Raw genomic sequence first — 16,435 nt, 5'->3', positions numbered from 1 at the left:
TAAAAAACGTCCTATTACGGGACGTTTTTTATTATGCGTATTGTCGTTTTTTCTTAATAAGTAACAACACCTGTGAAACACAAGCAAGTACTGGTAGCTCAATCAACGGTCCAATAACCAGTGCAAGTGCAATAAGAGGTTCATCTGGAAAAGCTGTTACAGCAATAGCGAGTGCAACAGGTGAGTTTCTTGCTAACGTTGTTAAGTTTAGACTTACTGTATCTTTATAAGATAAACGTATCATGCGTCCGATAAATTGCCCGAGTGCAAAATTAATGATGAAGAACAATAGAATAGGAATGAGTAACAGTAAAACGACATTCATATTTTGTAGTAAATATTTACCTTGTGATGCAAACATCGCTACGATTGCTAAACTTAAAAATGCAATTTGGGCAGAGCTGAAAAACGGAATGAGTGTATTCTCGAGCGTTTCAGCTTTTTTCAGTTTATTCATAATGAATTTTGTAGCGTGCGCAAGTAAAAATGGTAAGACAATTACGATAACAATACTTTCTACTAAAACAGAAACCGCTACAGTCTTCATAACACCAGCGAATAAAAATAAATAAATGGGAAGGAGTAGTACTTGTAAAATTAAATTTACAGGTAAAATTGCAGTAGAAAGTGCTACATTTCCTTTCGCTATTTCAGTAAAGATTAAGTACCAGTCTGTACACGGAGTAACCATTAACATAATAAATCCAACCCAAAGTGCGGGATGATCTGAAAGAAATAGTGCACCTAATCCCCAAGCGAGTAAAGGTGTCCATAAGAAGTTAATAGTAAGACTTGTTCCAGCAAATTTTAAATTGTGAAATCCGTTTTTTATTTCTTTTAATGGAATGCTGAGGAATAATCCATATAGCATGAAAAATAAGAAGGGAACAATAAATTTGTCAGAATACATATGTATGAAATTAAATTGTCCGAGTACGATGCCGCATGTAACAGCAAAAAGAATAATAAAAGTTTGAATCTTTTCTATAGTGCTCATGAATAAATCCTTTCTAAATATAAATTTTCCTCTCTAATTTTATTATACAAGTAATAAAGTCGTATTTGGTGTTCAATTGTATTTTAGTAAATGTTTTTAATTTGAGATTTATTTTTTTATTAAAAGTTACTTGACTAAAGTAAGTTACTATATTACAATCACTTACATAAGGTAATTAAATAACAAAAAGTTTTAATTAACTTTCCTTAAAGTATCAATTGGAACTTTTTATTAGAATAAGAATTTTTATGATGTTGAATAATGAATATGATAAGAAAGTTTAGGTGAAGAAAATGGGATTATTTAGCTCGTTATTTGGTAAAAAAGAAGAAAATACAAAAGTAGAGGGGAATAAAACAATGTCAAAAGTATTATTTGTAAAAGCAAACGATCGTCCAGCGGAGCAAGCAGTTAGTTCAAAAATGTATGAAACATTTGTAAGTACTTATAAAGAAGCAAATCCGAATACAGAAATTACAGAGTTAGATTTATTTGCATTAGATCTTCCTTATTACGGAAATATTGCTATTTCAGGTGGATACAAACGTAGCCAAGGTATGGAGTTAACAGCTGAAGAAGAGAAGGCAGTTGCTACAGTAGATCAATATTTAAATCAGTTTTTAGAAGCTGATAAAGTTGTATTTGCGTTCCCATTATGGAACTTTACAGTACCAGCACCATTAATCACATATATTTCATACTTATCTCAAGCTGGAAAAACGTTTAAATATACAGCTAATGGCCCAGAAGGTTTAGCTGGTGGTAAGAAAGTAGTTGTGTTAGGTGCTCGTGGTTCAGATTACTCTTCAGAACAAATGGCTCCTATGGAAATGGCAGTTAATTACGTAACAACTGTACTTGGATTCTGGGGCATTACAAATCCAGAGACTGTTGTAATTGAAGGGCACAACCAATATCCAGATCGCTCACAACAAATTGTTGAAGAAGGTCTAGAGAACGTTAAGAAAGTAGCGGCGAAATTTTAATTAATTGATAGTAAAATGGAAAAACCAACATGGATGACCATGTTGGTTTTTTAGTCTATTTTTCATGTTAAAAAATGTATATTTATAAAATAAAAGAAAAGTTTGAAAATAGTATTGCAAAATATTATATAGCAAACTATAATGAGTTCAAGAATAGTTGATACTTAAATTAAATATTCAGAAAATTCAATTAGTTAAAAATGGAAATGACATAGTTTATTTTGAATGGAGGTTATATTATGACGAATAAAGTACCGTTTTCGTTCATAGTTGTTATTGGTTTAATGTTATTTGCACTATTTTTTGGGGCAGGAAATTTAATATTCCCAGCAATGCTTGGTCAATCGGCAGGGGAGAATGTATGGATTGCTAATGCAGGATTTTTAGTAACAGGTGTAGGTTTACCGTTGCTAGGAGTATTGGCATTTGGTATTTCAGGTAAAGAAGATTTACAATCGTTAGCAAGTCGCGTGCATCCAGTATTCGGCATTGTATTTACGACAGTTTTATATTTAGCGATTGGTCCACTATTCGCTATTCCGAGAACAGGAAGCGTTTCTTATGAAATTGGTATGAAGCCTTTTGTACCAGAAGCTATGGATTCTTCAGCACTCATTCTTTTTACAATTATATTTTTTAGTATCACTTGTTTTTTTTCGCTAAATCCCGCGAAAATTGTCGATATTGTAGGAAAAATATTAACGCCAATTAAATTAACATTTATCGGAATTTTAGTAGCATTTGCTTTTATTCATCCAATGGGAGAAATGCAAGCACCTGCAGAGGCGTATACATCACATGCGTTCTTTAAAGGGTTCCAAGAAGGTTACTTAACAATGGATACGTTAGCATCATTCGTATTCGGTATTATCATTATCAATGCGATTAAAGAAAAGGGCGCAAAAACAAAAAAAGACATTATGATTGTTTGTGCAAAAGCAACATTGATTGCTGCATCTATTTTAGCAATGATTTATTCAGCACTTTCATTTATGGGAGCTTCAAGTGTTGCAAAACTTGGTCATTTAGATAATGGTGGTGCAGTATTAGCAAAAGTTTCAAACTATTATTTTGGGTCATACGGTGGAATTATATTAGGGATTATGGTTACAGCAGCATGTTTAACTACTAGTGTAGGACTTGTTTCAGCGTGTTCTTCATTTTTCCATAAGCTATTCCCGAATGTTTCGTATAAAAAGATAGCAATCATCTTATCAGTGTTCAGTGCAGTTGTTGCGAATGTAGGTTTAACGCAATTAATTGCAATTTCTGTTCCTGTATTAAGCGCAATTTATCCACTAGCAATCGTATTAATTTTCCTAACACTTCTTCACCCATTATTTAAAGGACGAGCAGAAGTGTATCAAGGTAGCTTATTAATAACATTTATTGTAAGTATGTTTGATGGATTAAATGCAGCTGGTATGAAATTAGCAGTAGTGAACGATCTTCTTACTAATTTACTTCCAATGCATGAAGTAGGATTAGGTTGGATTTTCCCAGCGATTATCGGTGGATTTATCGGATATGGCATTAGTGTTTTAAAAGTGAAAAATAAAGTTCAACCAGCAACTAGTACGAATAAGAAAATAGGGTAAATAAAAAAGTTATAGAACTTGTTTCTATAACTTTTTTTGTTACTATTAATAATGAGAAAAAATAAAGTAGTAGGGGAAATAAAATGAAAAAAACAATTGATCATATCGGCATCGCAGTTCGAGATATAGATAGTACGATACGTTTTTATGAAAAGGTGTTGTCAGGAACATTAATAGATCGTTACGTAAGTGAAGCGCCTGGTGTTGAAAGCGAAGTAGCCATTCTTGAAGTGGATGGAGATAGAATTGAATTACTTGCGCCTACGAATAATACGACATCTCCAATAGCGCGCTTTATTAAACAAAAAGGTAAAGGTGTTCATCACGTGGCATATCGTGTCGATGATTTAAATGTGGCCCTAGAAGAGCTAAAAGAACAAGGTATTCGAACGTTAGAGCATACACTTCGAATTAATAAGCACGGTAGAAGACTAATATATCTTAACCCAGCGGATACAGAGGGAACAATCATTGAGTATTGTGATTATCCGGAAGAGAAGTAGAGAAATTTTATGATGGAAGAAGGGCATTACGTAATAACGTAATGCCTTTTTTATTTATGTATTTCACACTTTCTTCACAAATGATTCACGATTACTTTTCCTCCTCAGGAACTTACATTAATATATTTTATGATATAATAACAATCGACTTTAAAAATGTAAGCTGTATCTATGAAGGTAGTTACTATTGTATTAGAAGTTTAGCGGTGAGAGACAAACAAAGAGTTATACCGTATAGAAGATTATATTTAATCAGGTTAATATTTCGCCGAAGAATGAAACTTGAGAAGTTTAAGTAATGAAAGTATAGCGATGAGGAAGAAAGAAGTGAAATGATTGTGAAAGTAATGAAAAGGTTAGGAGCATGGCTATTCATTGCATGTGTGCTTATCATATTAATACCGAAAAGTGCATCTGCTCACGCGTACATTGTGAAATCAAACCCTGCTGAAAATGAAACATTGAAGAAAGCACCATCTGTTGTGAAAATTGAATTCGATGAGGACATACAAGTTTCAAGTTTTAATACATTGTACGTGAGAGATACATCAGGTAAAAGGGTTGATTTAAAAGATGCACATATTGATACAAAAAATAAAAAGTTATTAGAAGCCGGATTAAAAGAGAATCTCAAAGACGGTCTCTACTCTATTCAGTGGAAAGTGATTTCTGCTGATGGGCATCCCATTCAAGGAGTGATTCCGTTCCGAATTGGATCAGCAGAAGCGGGAGCAGACGATATACAAGTAGAAGAGATGGGGTATGTCCCGCAAATCGATATGATTATGGAGCGTGGAGTTCTATATACAGGTTTCTCCTTATTTATAGGAGTACTATTCTTTAATCTTATTATGTACAATGGGAATGCAATCTCGGTTCGATCAAGAAGTAAAAAAATAATATGGATCTCATTAATTGGCATATTCATTAGTTTACTATTCAATCTACCATTGCAAGCGAAAATAAATGCGGATGTTTCATGGCTAGAAGCATTCAATCCTTTACTATTAAAAGAAACGCTACAGCTTTCTGTTTTTAGTTATGTATGGGTTACTCAAATGACTCTTATTAGTTTGCTTATAATCGTTACGTATTTTGCGATGAGGCGTGAGAAACTATCGTCGTTTAAAGTATGGAGTATTCCAATAGTATTGTTTATCGGGATACTTGTTATGAAAGCATTTAATAGTCATGCATATGGTTTAAAGTTTAAAGACATTGCTGTCGTTATGGATTTTCTACATTTATTAGCAGCTTCATTATGGGTTGGTGGTCTATCGTCCATTATTCTTCTTTTACGTAAAGAGGATGACAAGTGGCATATGTATGGGGATATGATTAAGCGTTTTTCACCGTGGGCAACATGTGCTGTCATTGTGATTTTAATAACAGGTCTTTTTAACAGTACATTTTTTATTCCAACAATCCACTCGTTATTTGATACGAAGTATGGATTAGCTTTACTAGCAAAGATACTTTTATTCGTTTTCATGGGGATATTGGGAATTATTCATTATGTGAAAGGGAAAATGAGAGCGGAGCAAGGATTAGGTGCTACGGTGAAAGTAGAGTTTATCATTGGAATTATCATTTTCGTAATCGTAGCTTTTATGACAAACGTACAAACACCACCTATACCTCCTACTGGACCTTTTACAGAGAGTAAACAATTAGATAATGGATATGAAATGACGCTAAATGTAAGTCCTAATAGAGTAGGACAAAATATATTCCATATTACTTTAAAGGATGAGAACGGACAACCTGTTACTGATATGGAACAAATTATATTAACTACGCAATCGTTAGATATGAATATGGGAAAAGGATCATTTAAAGTTTCGGCAGTTTCACCGGGAGAATATGAAGCAGAAGGTATGTATATTAACATGACAGGCAACTGGAATATACAAGTACATGGATTAACGAAATCGCTTGATAGCTTCGATACGGATTATAAATTTATTGTAGGTGGCAGATAAAGTGAAACTTTAAGCAGCCCTCATCAATTGGGCTACCCGGCGAATAGCGGGATAAAGAGTAGGTATAGATAAAAAGGAGCTAATAGAAAATGAAACGCATAAAAAAATTAGGAACAACAATGATCGTAACAGTAATTGCAATGGGAATTTTTTCGTTACCTGTTAGTGCGCACGTTACTGTAAAGCCAGCAACTTCTGACATTGGTTCTTGGGAGACTTACACGATAAAAGTACCAGTTGAAAAGAATGTAGCAACAACAAAAGTTACACTGAAAATACCGTCTGGTGTGGAATTCCAACAGTATGAACCAGTGCCAGGATGGAAAGTGGAAGAACAAAAAGATAATGATGGAAAAGTTAAAACTGTAGTATGGGAAGCAACAGGAGAAGGGATTTTACCCGGTCAGTTTCAGCGGTTTACTTTCGTCGCTAAAAATCCGGATAAAGAACAAAAAATAGCTTGGGATGCATATCAACAATATAAAGATGGAGAAATTGTTGAATGGACAGGCGATGAAAAAGCTGAAAAACCACATTCACTTACTACAATTGCAAAAGGTACGTCAGTAACAGGAGAACATGGTGAAGTGTCTAATGTAGAAAAGAATAAAGGTACTAGTAATATTCAATTGATAGCCATTGCCCTATCTATTTTGGCGATTGTATCGTCGGTAGGGGCGTGTGTTTTTGTAGTGCGTCGTAAAAAGTAATATATGAAAAAGAGCCTACAAACAGTAGGCTCTTTCCCATATTTATTTCACTTCAACCTGCGGCCTTACAGCAAGTGCTTTTGGCTTTATATTTACGAAACAAATACTCACTACAATAAATAATAGTCCGATGAATAAGCTAATCGTAATGGCCTCATGTAAGAAAATTGAACTTACAATAATAGCGATTAGTGGAATAAGAAATGTATAAGCCCCAACTTTACTTGCTTCACCAGCTCCAACGAGTGTAAAGTAAGCAAGCCACCCCATTGCAATAACAAAGAATGAAATAAAGAGTAGTACACTAACAAATGGCATACTCCAAGCAATACTAGACCAACTTTCAAATTCTGAGCCAAATCCGACTAAACAAAGACCGCCGATAAGCAGCTGAATTGTTACCATCCAAATGGCGTTCACACGGTGACCAGTTTTTTTAATAAATACTGTTCCAAGTGCCCAGCCAATCGCACATCCTAATGCAAGAAGAATTCCAATGACAGAAATATGTCCAGTTAAACTACTAGAGCTAATCACTCCTACACCAATAAATCCAAGTACAAGCCCGAAAATTTTTAAACCGTACATTGATTCTTCAAGCCATATCCACGAGAAAATACCAAGTAAAACAGGTTGTAAAAATACGATAGCGGAAAATAGACCAGCAGGCATATATTGAAGACCTACAGTTTGTAACCCGTAAAATATAATGATGTTAAGTAAAGAAGAAATAACGTATAAATGCCACGTTTCTTTTAAATGTAACTCTTTGTATTTCGGTAATGCGAACAGAAGTAAAATGAATCCTCCAATTAAAGTTCGAATGCCTGCAAATAAAACGGGTGGTGTATAATGCAGGGCAAACTTAGATAAAGGCCAATTGATTCCCCACATGAAAACGAGAAAGGTAAGGATTATGGCCGTCTTAGTTCGAGAAAGCTGTGTCACGGTAAGACCTCCTTGTTGTTATTCATTTCACTATGATATGATATCGACTGTAATAAATAAAATGAATCTTTTTTATGAGGAGTATAAGCGATTAGTTATGACCATTACACAACTACAAGTATTAATAAAAACTGTTGAGTTAGGTAGTTTTACGAAGGCTGCTCGGGTGTTAAATATGACGCAGCCAGCTGTAAGTCATGCCATTTCAAGTATTGAGTCAGAGTTAGGAGTTACGATTCTTATACGGGATAAACGAAAAGGGTTACTCGTTACGGATGTAGGAAACAGAATTCTTGTACATATTAGAGAGATTTTGAGCAGTGTAGAGAAGATTGAACAAGAAGTTGCAATGGAGAAAGGGCACGAAGTTGGGACGATTCGAATTGGGAGTTTTCCGAGTGCTTCTGCACATTTTTTACCGAAAATGATAAATCATTTTAAGGAAAAGTATCCGAACTTAGAAGTCGTTCTTTGTGAGGGAACGATTAAGGAAGTTGAAGATTGGTTAGTATCGAGGGTTGTTGATATAGGAATTGTTATTTTGCCTAATAAAGAGATGGAGATTGTCCCATTAACGAAGGGGAAAATGGTTGTTATTTTAAGAGAGGATCATCCTCTTTGCAAGAAGGACGCTATTACAATTCGTGATTTGGAGAATGAACCGATCATATTATGTAAGGGTGGATACGAACCCCCGATTATCGATATGTTTAAACAATCAAACGTACCACTCCGAGCTGAGTATGTAATTTCGACAGTTACGACAGCTTTAAATATGATTCAAGAAGGATTAGGTATTGCAATATTAGCTGAATTATCTTTAACGAATTTACCAAAAAATGTGCAAACGAGAGAATTAGAACCACAAGTATGGAGAGAAATTGCTTTAGCTGTTCCTTCATTAAAGGATTCTTCAATCGCTGTGCAGCTATTTATTGAAGAATTTCAAGCGCTATTTGCAGAATAAAAAGAGGTGTCTCATATATCGTAATGGGACACTTTTTAATTTGCTTATAAAAAATCTATGAAAAGGATTGACTTATTTTTAGGTTGTAACTATAATGATTACATCGAGGTGGTGATCATGATGAAAATTAGTAGCCGCTTTTCCATAGCTGTTCATATTTTATCTATTTTGAAAAACAATCCATCTTCACTTTGTACTTCAGACTATATGGCTGAAAGTGTAAATACGAATCCGGTAGTCATTCGTAAAATGATGTCGTACTTGAAACAAGCTGGCTTTGTTTACGTCAATCGTGGACCGGGTGGCGCGGGATTACTAAAGGATTTACATGAAATCACATTGTTAGATGTGTATCATGCAGTAAACGTAGTTGAAGAAGATAAGCTATTTCATATTCACGAGAAACCGAATCCAGATTGTCCAATTGGGGCGAACATTCAAGCGGTGTTAGAAATTATTTTAATTCAAGCACAATCTGCGATGGAAGAAGTTTTGAGAAATATTACGATGGGGCAGCTGTTTGAAACTTTGCAAGAAAAAATGAATGTTTAAATAATATTTATATTTTTTTATCATTTATGTAACTGATTTGATTACAACTATAAAGGTAAGGTGTAAAAGTTATGACTGTAAAAATGAAAGTATACTCAGATTTTATATGTCCGTTTTGTTTTTTAGCAAAAGGTCCATTAGATGAGGTAGCGAAAGAGAAAGACGTAGAGATTGAATGGATGCCATTTGAATTACGTCCAAGTCCATATTCAAAAATAGATCCATGGAATGAGCCAGAAAAATTAGGTTCATGGGATGCTTTCATTCTTCCGACAGCGAAGAAGTTAGGAATTGATATGCGCTTGCCACGTGTTTCACCACATCCATATACACATTTAGCTTTCGAAGGATGTCAATTTGCGAAAGAACATGGACTAGGTAATGAGTATCATCACCGCGTATTCACAGCATTTTTCCAAGAAGAGCAAAACATTGAAGATATTGATATTTTAACAAAATTAGCGGTAGAAGTAGGTCTTCCTGAAGCCGAATTTAAAGATGCTTTAGTAACTCGTAAATATAAAGAAAAGCATCAAGAAGCAATTCAGCACGCATATGATGAAGCGAATATTATGGCTGTTCCAACTGTCATGATTGGAGATGAAGTTATTCAAGGGCTTGCTAGTAAAGAAACACTAGAAAGGGTCATTGATAAAGAAATTGAAAAGGATAAAACAAATTCATTTGAAGGTATGCAATGTAATACCGATGGATATTGCTAATTCGCTTGTTATGAAATAACAAAATAAATTATAAAACAAACATTTGGAGGAATTAAAATGTCAGCAACTACAACAAACTTAAAAGAAGCAATCGTGAACCGCCGTTCCATTCGTAAAGTAACAAAAAATGATGCAATTACGAAAGAAAGAATTGAAGAGGTGTTAAAAACAGCTTTACACGCACCAACATCTTTCAATATGCAAAGTGGCCGTATGGTCGTATTAATGGATGGAGAGCATGAAAAGTTTTGGGATATTGTAAAAGAAACACTAAGAGCCCGCGTACCAGCAGAAAACTTTGAAGCAACTGTAGAAAGACTAAAAGGTTTTCATGCAGGTGTAGGGACTGTACTATTCTTTGAAGATCAAGCAACTGTAGAAAAAATGCAAGAAAATGCACCATTATATAAAGATCAGTTCCCATTCTGGTCTCATCAAGGAAATGCGATGTTACAACATACTGTGTGGATGTTATTATCAGCTGAAGGAATTGGAGCTTCATTACAACATTACAATCCAATCGTAGATGCTGAAGTGAAAGAAACTTGGAACATTCCAGCTGAGTGGAGCTTAGTAGGACAAATGCCATTTGGTGAACCAAACGAACAACCAGCAGAAAGAACGTTCTTGCCTACTGAAGATGTAGTGAAATTTTATTAAGAAATCCAATATATAACGAGAAGGAAGCTGTGCTTAAAAACAGCTTCTTTTTTTGTAGTGATGTTAATTTATATGCATTTAGGGAAGAAATATAAGAAATAATCCGTTGAGAAAGGAATTAGAAAAATGAATGATAAGAAAAAATATACAGTGGTAGGTACTGATGTTGAGGAAGTAAAGCGTTTAAATAAAAATTCAGGGTTAACGTATAATCAAGTAAAAGAAATGTTAGCAAAGCAAATGCAAAAAAAGAAGTAATTAGATTGAAATCTTTCATTTTTTCATTTAGCATTTTGATTGGAGAGAGTTAAGTAAAAGGTAACTCTCTTTTTCTTATAGCTAAGCATCTTATAGAGTGGAGGAAGCAACATGAAGAAATGGGTAAAGGTAACGCTGTCTATCGCTGGAGGCATTGTCTTATTAGCGTGTGCTGGCGGATATTACGTATATAAAAATTATTTTCCAAAGGAACCTGAGCGTATCGTATATGATAAAGATAGAGTGTTAAAACCAATATATAATCAGTTGAAAGGCATTAACATAGAAAATGTAGAGATAAAAGAAAAAGAAATCGTAAATGCGACTGTAGATGAGCTCCAAAAAATGATTGATGATGGGAAATTATCATATGAAGAATTAACGAGTATTTATCTTTTTAGAATACAAGAACATGACCAAAATGGAATATCATTAAATGCTGTTACAGAGATTAATCCAAATGCAATGGAAGAAGCGCGAAAGTTAGATAAAGAAAGGTCTTTCAATAAGAAGTCGAACTTATACGGCATGCCAGTTATCGTAAAAGATAATGTACAAACGGAAAAGGTGATGCCGACAAGTGCGGGCACGTATGTGTTAAAAGATTGGATTGCAGATGAAGATGCGACGGTCGTGAAGAAGTTGAAAGAAGAAGGTGCTTTTGTTTTAGGAAAAGCGAATATGTCTGAGTGGGCAAATTATTTATCCTTCACAATGCCTAGCGGATATAGCGGGAAAAAAGGACAAAATTTGAATCCATACGGTCCGATTACGTTTGATACATCGGGATCAAGTTCAGGATCTGCTACAGTAGTTGCGGCAGATTTTGCACCACTTGCAATCGGGACGGAAACGACTGGATCGATTGTAGCACCAGCGACGCAGCAATCAGTAGTTGGGTTACGTCCATCACTAGGTATGGTGAGTAGATCAGGCATTATTCCATTAGCTGAAACACTTGATACAGCAGGACCGATGGCAAGAACGGTTAAGGATGCAGCAACGTTATTTAACATAATGGTAAGTTATGATGAAAAAGATGCTATGACAGAAAAAATGAAAGATAAAGAAAGAATTGATTATACGAAGGACTTATCGATAGACGGATTGAAAGGGAAAAAAGTAGGAGTTCTTTTTTCAATAGATCGACAAGATGAAAATAGAAAAGAAGTAGCAGAAAAGATTAGAAAAGACCTTCGAGATGCAGGTGCGATCTTGACTGATGATATTCAGTTAAATGCTGAGGGTGTAGATAATCTGCAAACATTAGAATATGAGTTCAAACATAATGTTAACGATTATCTTTCAAAGCAAAAAAATGCACCGGTAAAATCGCTAGAAGAGATTATAACGTTTAATAAAAAGGATAGTAATAGACGAATAAAATATGGACAAACATTAATTGAGGGATCTGAAAAATCTGCTATAACGAAAGATGAGTTTCAAAAAGTAGTGCAAACGAGTCAAGAAAATGCAAGAAAAGAGCTAGATAGGTATTTAGTAGACAAAGGTTTGGATGCTTTAGTTATGATTAACAACGATGAAGTTCTTCTATCAGCTGTAGCTGGCTATCCAGAATTAGCGGTGCCAGCAGGATATGATAACAATGGAGAGCCAGTAGGTGCAGTGTTTGTCGGGAAGCAATTCGGTGAGAAGGAACTGTTCAATATTGGATATGCGTATGAGCAGCAGTCTAGAAATAGAAAATCACCTAAATTGTAAAAGGTTAAACGAAAAAAAGAGCTCAACTGAAGTAAGTAGGTGGGCTAATATAAATAGAATCTAACAATATAAAAAGAAAAAAAGGATTCTTCTTAATTAGTAAGAAAGATTGTCTATAGAAGTTCATAAAATGTAATATATTCAATTTCCATCCATTGAAGGGGGAGGTTAAATTTTAATGAATGAAGTGAAAAATTTCTTTCGAAGTAGAGGGTTTCAACGGTTTCTCGTTTTAATAATATTAGCGTTAGTATTATATGGATTAAAAAGTATGATCAATTTAATATTAATTACGTTTATACTGACATTTTTAATGGATCGATTTCAACGTTTTATTTCAAAGAAATTGAAAGTGAATCGGAAAATTGTTATTGCCTGTTTGTATATCATATTAGTTTCCTTTATTGGCACGACATTGTATAAATATTTACCTGTGTTAACGATACAAATTTCGCAATTGATTTATCAATTTAAATTGTTTTTTCAAAACCCGCCTGATAATGAAATCATTAAATATGCACTTTCGACAATTAATGGAATGGAAGTATCAAAGTATATAGAACAAGGTGTAGATGTCATCTATCAATCGATAGCAAATATAGGGAAGGTAAGTTTACAAATATTATTGTCTCTCATATTAAGCTTATTTTTCTTATTAGAAAAAGAGCGTATTATTACATTTACTTCTAAATTTAAAGAGAGTAAGCTAAAGATTTTTTATGAGGAGATTGCATATTTTGGCGAAAGGTTCGCAAGATCATTCGGTAAAGTAATTGAAGCGCAGTTTTTAATTGCGGTTGTAAATTGTATTCTTACTGTTATTGCATTAATTGTTTTAGGGTTTCCGCAGCTTCTCGTATTAGCTGTTATGATTTTTCTACTAGGGTTAATTCCGGTTGCAGGTGTGATTATTTCTTTATTTCCACTTTGTATCATTGCTTATAACGTAGGAGGAGTTATATATGTAGTCTACATACTCGTGTTCATAACAGTCATCCATGCTCTTGAAAGTTATTTTTTAAATCCGAAGTTTATGTCTGCGAAAACAAATTTACCAATCTTTTATACATTTATGATTCTCATCTTTTCAGAACATTTTCTTGGAATATGGGGGCTTATTATTGGGATACCAATCTTCATCTTCTTATTAGATGTACTTGATGTAAATAATGAGGAATCGATTGAAAAATGGAAAATAAAGTAAAAAGCAATCCAATTTATTTTGGATTGCTTTTTACTTTATATATTAAAGAACTGGAGCCATTGTTTCTTTCAACACTTGAACAGAGTGATCGAATTTTAATTCTTCGTCTTCACTTAATTCTACTTCTAAAATTTCACGAACACCGCCGCGATTTAAAACAGCGGGTACACCGATATACACATCTTTTTGACCATATTGACCTTCTAAGTAAGCCGACACAGTTAATACACTATTTTCATCATTTAAAATCGCTTTAGTAACACGTAGAAGTGACATGCCGATACCATAGTAAGTTGCACCTTTTCGCTCAATAATATGGTAAGCTGCATCACGAACGTTTATGAAAATTTTGTCTAAATCTTCTTGATTATACGTGTTGTCTTTTTCAAGCAGTGTTTGTAGTTTTTGGATACCAACGGAAACGTGGCTCCAAACTGGAAGTTCAGTATCGCCATGTTCGCCGATAATATAGGCGTGAATGTTGTGTGGACCAATATTGAAGTACTCACCTAACATATAGCGGAAACGAGCAGAATCAAGTGTTGTACCAGAACCAATTACGCGCTCTTTCGGTAAACCAGATTCTTTCCAAGTTACGTAAGTTAAAATATCGACAGGGTTAGTTGCGATTAAGAAGATACCATCGAAGCCGCTATCCATAATACTACGAACAATTTGTTTAAAGATTTTTGCGTTTTTCTCAACTAAATCTAAACGTGTTTCGCCTGGTTTTTGTGGTAATCCAGCCGTAATGACTACAAGATCTGCATCTTTACAATCTTCATAGCTACCTTTCCATACTCTAGTTGGAGCTGGTGCGAATGGAACAGCATGACTTAAATCCATTGCTTCCCCTTCAGCTTTTGCTTCATTTACATCAACTAAAACAAATTCTTCAGCCACAGCTTGATTAATCATGCAGTAAGCATAACTACATCCAACCGCTCCTGTTCCTACTAATACAACACGGTTAATCCCTTTTTTCATTTCAAAATTCCTCGCAATTTCATTAATTTTATTATGTAAGATAATACGTCTTACTTCTATAGAGTCATATCTAGTTTATTACATTTTATAAAAGATATTCAAGTAATTGAAAATGTATCCGTGCAATTCTTTGCATGAAACATAGGAAGTAAGTGAACCGAATATAATGCAATAAAATCCTTTATTGAAGGGGATAAGGGCATGATGCAGCCATTAACGATGGAAAGAATGCTTCATATTATTAATGTGGGGCTCGTTAAAACGAAGAATCCAAAGCATATTATTATTGCTGGTGCAGGGATTTCAGGATTAGTTGCAGCATCGTTATTGAAAGAAGTAGGTCATAACATAACCATTTTAGAAGCGAATAAACGAATAGGTGGAAGAATATATACAATCCGTGAACCATTTAGCTCTAGTTTATATTTTAATGCAGGGCCAATGCGAATTCCTGAAACACACGAGTTAACTTTGGCATACATTCGCAAATTTAAATTACCGTTAAATCTGTTTATAAATAAAACCACTGCAGATATTATTTATACGAATAATATTAAAACAAGGCTGAGCATATTCGAAAAAAATCCAAGTATACTTCAATATCCCATTTTAGAGAATGAAAAAGGAAAAACGGCAGAAGAGTTAATGTTAGTAGTATTAGAACCCATATTAAATTTTATAAAGAAGGATTCTAATAAAAACTGGCTTATCGTTGAAAAAAAGTATAAAACGTATTCGCTTGGTTCATTTTTAATGGAGTATTATTCAGATGGTGCAATAGATATGATCGGGGTACTTCTTGATATGGAAGCATATATGGGAATGTCCTTAATTGAAGTATTACGTGAAATGATCTTTTTTACTTCAACGACGAAATATTATGAGATAACAGGCGGAATGGATGCATTACCAAATTCATTTTTACCAGAGTTAAAAGATAATATTTTTATGCCGTATAAAGTAGAAAAAATTATACAGGAAGATAATAAGGTAATGATGCAAGTAACAAATGAACAAACGTTACATTCGTTTATGGTAACAGGCGACATTGCTATTGTCACAATTCCATTTTCAGCGTTACGATTTGTAGAAGTTCAGCCATACCACTTATTCTCTTATTTTAAAAGACGAGCAATTCGTGAATTAAATTATATTGCTGCAACGAAAATTGCGATAGAGTTTAAAAGTAGATTTTGGGAGAAAGCGGGACAGTGTGGCGGTAAATCTATTACTGATTTACCGATACGGTTTACATACTATCCGAGCTATGGTATTCATACTCCAGGACCAGCTATCGTTATAGCAAGTTATACGTGGGCAGATGAGGCGTTAACATGGGATAGTTTACCGGATAGAGAACGCATTCGTTATGCATTAAAAAATTTAGCGGAAATATACGGTGACATCGTCTATAGTGAGTTTGTTACAGGGGCATCTTTTAGCTGGAGTCAAAATCCGTATTCTTGCGGCGCATTTACAGCGTTCGAACCGGGCCAAGAACTCGAGTTATTTCCGTATATTACACCACCATCTGGGAAAGTACATTTTGCAGGAGAGCATACGACATTAACACATGGATGGATGCAAGGAGCAATAGAGTCTGGAGTTAGGGTTGCACATGAAGTAAACGAACAATGAA

16 protein-coding genes are annotated in these 16,435 nt (G+C 34.4%); 13 read left to right on the top strand and 3 right to left on the bottom strand.

Features of this window, described 5'->3' with window-relative positions:
* Positions 1-31 precede the first annotated feature (31 nt).
* Positions 32-997 carry an arsenic resistance protein gene (locus ACTFRS_RS08975; protein WP_440023733.1) on the bottom strand — a complete coding sequence of 322 codons (966 nt, stop codon included), beginning with the start codon at positions 995-997 and terminating at the stop codon, positions 32-34.
* Between the two features lie 293 nt (positions 998-1,290).
* Between ACTFRS_RS08975 and ACTFRS_RS08970 the strand changes: the two genes are divergently transcribed.
* From ACTFRS_RS08970 to ACTFRS_RS08950, 5 genes are all read left to right on the top strand, one after another.
* Positions 1,291-1,983: an FMN-dependent NADH-azoreductase gene (locus tag ACTFRS_RS08970; RefSeq protein WP_000522524.1), complete on the top strand. Its 693-nt coding sequence runs from the start codon at positions 1,291-1,293 to the stop codon at positions 1,981-1,983.
* Positions 1,984-2,222: 239 nt separating this feature from the next.
* On the top strand, positions 2,223-3,581 hold the full coding sequence (brnQ, locus tag ACTFRS_RS08965; RefSeq protein WP_139867702.1) for a branched-chain amino acid transport system II carrier protein: 1,359 nt from the start codon (positions 2,223-2,225) through the stop codon (positions 3,579-3,581).
* Positions 3,582-3,664: 83 nt separating this feature from the next.
* On the top strand, positions 3,665-4,084 hold the full coding sequence (locus ACTFRS_RS08960) for a VOC family protein (RefSeq protein ID WP_061182693.1): 420 nt from the start codon (positions 3,665-3,667) through the stop codon (positions 4,082-4,084).
* A 332-nt stretch (positions 4,085-4,416) separates the two neighbouring features.
* Entirely contained in the window at positions 4,417-6,066 is a 1,650-nt protein-coding gene (locus ACTFRS_RS08955; protein WP_439194536.1) for a copper resistance CopC/CopD family protein, read from the top strand.
* Between the two features lie 89 nt (positions 6,067-6,155).
* Complete coding sequence (locus ACTFRS_RS08950) at positions 6,156-6,776, top strand: YcnI family copper-binding membrane protein (RefSeq protein WP_242293695.1); 621 nt, start codon at positions 6,156-6,158, stop codon at positions 6,774-6,776.
* Positions 6,777-6,818: 42 nt separating this feature from the next.
* Here the strand turns inward: ACTFRS_RS08950 and ACTFRS_RS08945 are convergent, their stop codons facing one another.
* Positions 6,819-7,724, bottom strand: coding sequence for a DMT family transporter (locus ACTFRS_RS08945; protein ID WP_139867695.1), 906 nt, complete (start codon positions 7,722-7,724; stop codon positions 6,819-6,821).
* Positions 7,725-7,821: 97 nt separating this feature from the next.
* On the opposite strand from ACTFRS_RS08945, the gene ACTFRS_RS08940 reads away from it, so the two are divergent.
* The 7 genes from ACTFRS_RS08940 (at position 7,822) to ACTFRS_RS08910 (ending at position 13,809) form a co-directional block, all read left to right on the top strand.
* Entirely contained in the window at positions 7,822-8,691 is an 870-nt protein-coding gene (locus ACTFRS_RS08940) for a LysR family transcriptional regulator (protein ID WP_139867693.1), read from the top strand.
* 120 nt (positions 8,692-8,811) lie between these two features.
* On the top strand, positions 8,812-9,243 hold the full coding sequence (locus ACTFRS_RS08935; protein WP_139867691.1) for an Rrf2 family transcriptional regulator: 432 nt from the start codon (positions 8,812-8,814) through the stop codon (positions 9,241-9,243).
* Between the two features lie 71 nt (positions 9,244-9,314).
* Positions 9,315-9,965 carry a DsbA family oxidoreductase gene (locus ACTFRS_RS08930; RefSeq protein WP_242293696.1) on the top strand — a complete coding sequence of 217 codons (651 nt, stop codon included), beginning with the start codon at positions 9,315-9,317 and terminating at the stop codon, positions 9,963-9,965.
* Between the two features lie 57 nt (positions 9,966-10,022).
* On the top strand, positions 10,023-10,625 hold the full coding sequence (locus tag ACTFRS_RS08925; protein ID WP_001277021.1) for a nitroreductase family protein: 603 nt from the start codon (positions 10,023-10,025) through the stop codon (positions 10,623-10,625).
* 126 nt (positions 10,626-10,751) lie between these two features.
* Positions 10,752-10,883: a hypothetical protein gene (locus ACTFRS_RS08920; protein ID WP_014893830.1), complete on the top strand. Its 132-nt coding sequence runs from the start codon at positions 10,752-10,754 to the stop codon at positions 10,881-10,883.
* A 111-nt stretch (positions 10,884-10,994) separates the two neighbouring features.
* On the top strand, positions 10,995-12,605 hold the full coding sequence (locus ACTFRS_RS08915) for an amidase family protein (protein WP_139867685.1): 1,611 nt from the start codon (positions 10,995-10,997) through the stop codon (positions 12,603-12,605).
* 178 nt (positions 12,606-12,783) lie between these two features.
* Positions 12,784-13,809: an AI-2E family transporter gene (locus ACTFRS_RS08910; protein WP_440023734.1), complete on the top strand. Its 1,026-nt coding sequence runs from the start codon at positions 12,784-12,786 to the stop codon at positions 13,807-13,809.
* A 42-nt stretch (positions 13,810-13,851) separates the two neighbouring features.
* On the opposite strand, the gene ACTFRS_RS08905 is transcribed toward ACTFRS_RS08910, so the two are convergent.
* Positions 13,852-14,796 carry an L-lactate dehydrogenase gene (locus ACTFRS_RS08905; RefSeq protein ID WP_000715326.1) on the bottom strand — a complete coding sequence of 315 codons (945 nt, stop codon included), beginning with the start codon at positions 14,794-14,796 and terminating at the stop codon, positions 13,852-13,854.
* 201 nt (positions 14,797-14,997) lie between these two features.
* Here ACTFRS_RS08905 and ACTFRS_RS08900 point away from each other — a divergent pair, with 201 nt between their 5' ends.
* Positions 14,998-16,434 carry a flavin monoamine oxidase family protein gene (locus ACTFRS_RS08900; RefSeq protein ID WP_139867680.1) on the top strand — a complete coding sequence of 479 codons (1,437 nt, stop codon included), beginning with the start codon at positions 14,998-15,000 and terminating at the stop codon, positions 16,432-16,434.
* Position 16,435 lies beyond the last annotated feature (1 nt).

It is taken from the genome of Bacillus cereus group sp. MYBK139-1 (assembly GCF_051916915.1).
Taxonomy (GTDB): Bacteria; Bacillota; Bacilli; order Bacillales; family Bacillaceae_G; genus Bacillus_A; species Bacillus_A pacificus.
The sequence above is the reverse complement of the archived record's forward strand: the minus strand, read 5'-3'. Positions and strand labels throughout refer to the sequence as shown.

Coding starts and splice junctions, on each gene's coding strand:
- ACTFRS_RS08975 (WP_440023733.1), bottom strand. CDS start 997: ATGAGCACTATAGAAAAGATTCAAACTTTTATTATTCTTTTTGCTGTT.
- ACTFRS_RS08970 (WP_000522524.1), top strand. CDS start 1,291: ATGGGATTATTTAGCTCGTTATTTGGTAAAAAAGAAGAAAATACAAAA.
- brnQ (WP_139867702.1), top strand. CDS start 2,223: ATGACGAATAAAGTACCGTTTTCGTTCATAGTTGTTATTGGTTTAATG.
- ACTFRS_RS08960 (WP_061182693.1), top strand. CDS start 3,665: ATGAAAAAAACAATTGATCATATCGGCATCGCAGTTCGAGATATAGAT.
- ACTFRS_RS08955 (WP_439194536.1), top strand. CDS start 4,417: ATGATTGTGAAAGTAATGAAAAGGTTAGGAGCATGGCTATTCATTGCA.
- ACTFRS_RS08950 (WP_242293695.1), top strand. CDS start 6,156: ATGAAACGCATAAAAAAATTAGGAACAACAATGATCGTAACAGTAATT.
- ACTFRS_RS08940 (WP_139867693.1), top strand. CDS start 7,822: ATGACCATTACACAACTACAAGTATTAATAAAAACTGTTGAGTTAGGT.
- ACTFRS_RS08935 (WP_139867691.1), top strand. CDS start 8,812: ATGAAAATTAGTAGCCGCTTTTCCATAGCTGTTCATATTTTATCTATT.
- ACTFRS_RS08930 (WP_242293696.1), top strand. CDS start 9,315: ATGACTGTAAAAATGAAAGTATACTCAGATTTTATATGTCCGTTTTGT.
- ACTFRS_RS08925 (WP_001277021.1), top strand. CDS start 10,023: ATGTCAGCAACTACAACAAACTTAAAAGAAGCAATCGTGAACCGCCGT.
- ACTFRS_RS08920 (WP_014893830.1), top strand. CDS start 10,752: ATGAATGATAAGAAAAAATATACAGTGGTAGGTACTGATGTTGAGGAA.
- ACTFRS_RS08915 (WP_139867685.1), top strand. CDS start 10,995: ATGAAGAAATGGGTAAAGGTAACGCTGTCTATCGCTGGAGGCATTGTC.
- ACTFRS_RS08910 (WP_440023734.1), top strand. CDS start 12,784: ATGAATGAAGTGAAAAATTTCTTTCGAAGTAGAGGGTTTCAACGGTTT.
- ACTFRS_RS08905 (WP_000715326.1), bottom strand. CDS start 14,796: ATGAAAAAAGGGATTAACCGTGTTGTATTAGTAGGAACAGGAGCGGTT.
- ACTFRS_RS08900 (WP_139867680.1), top strand. CDS start 14,998: ATGATGCAGCCATTAACGATGGAAAGAATGCTTCATATTATTAATGTG.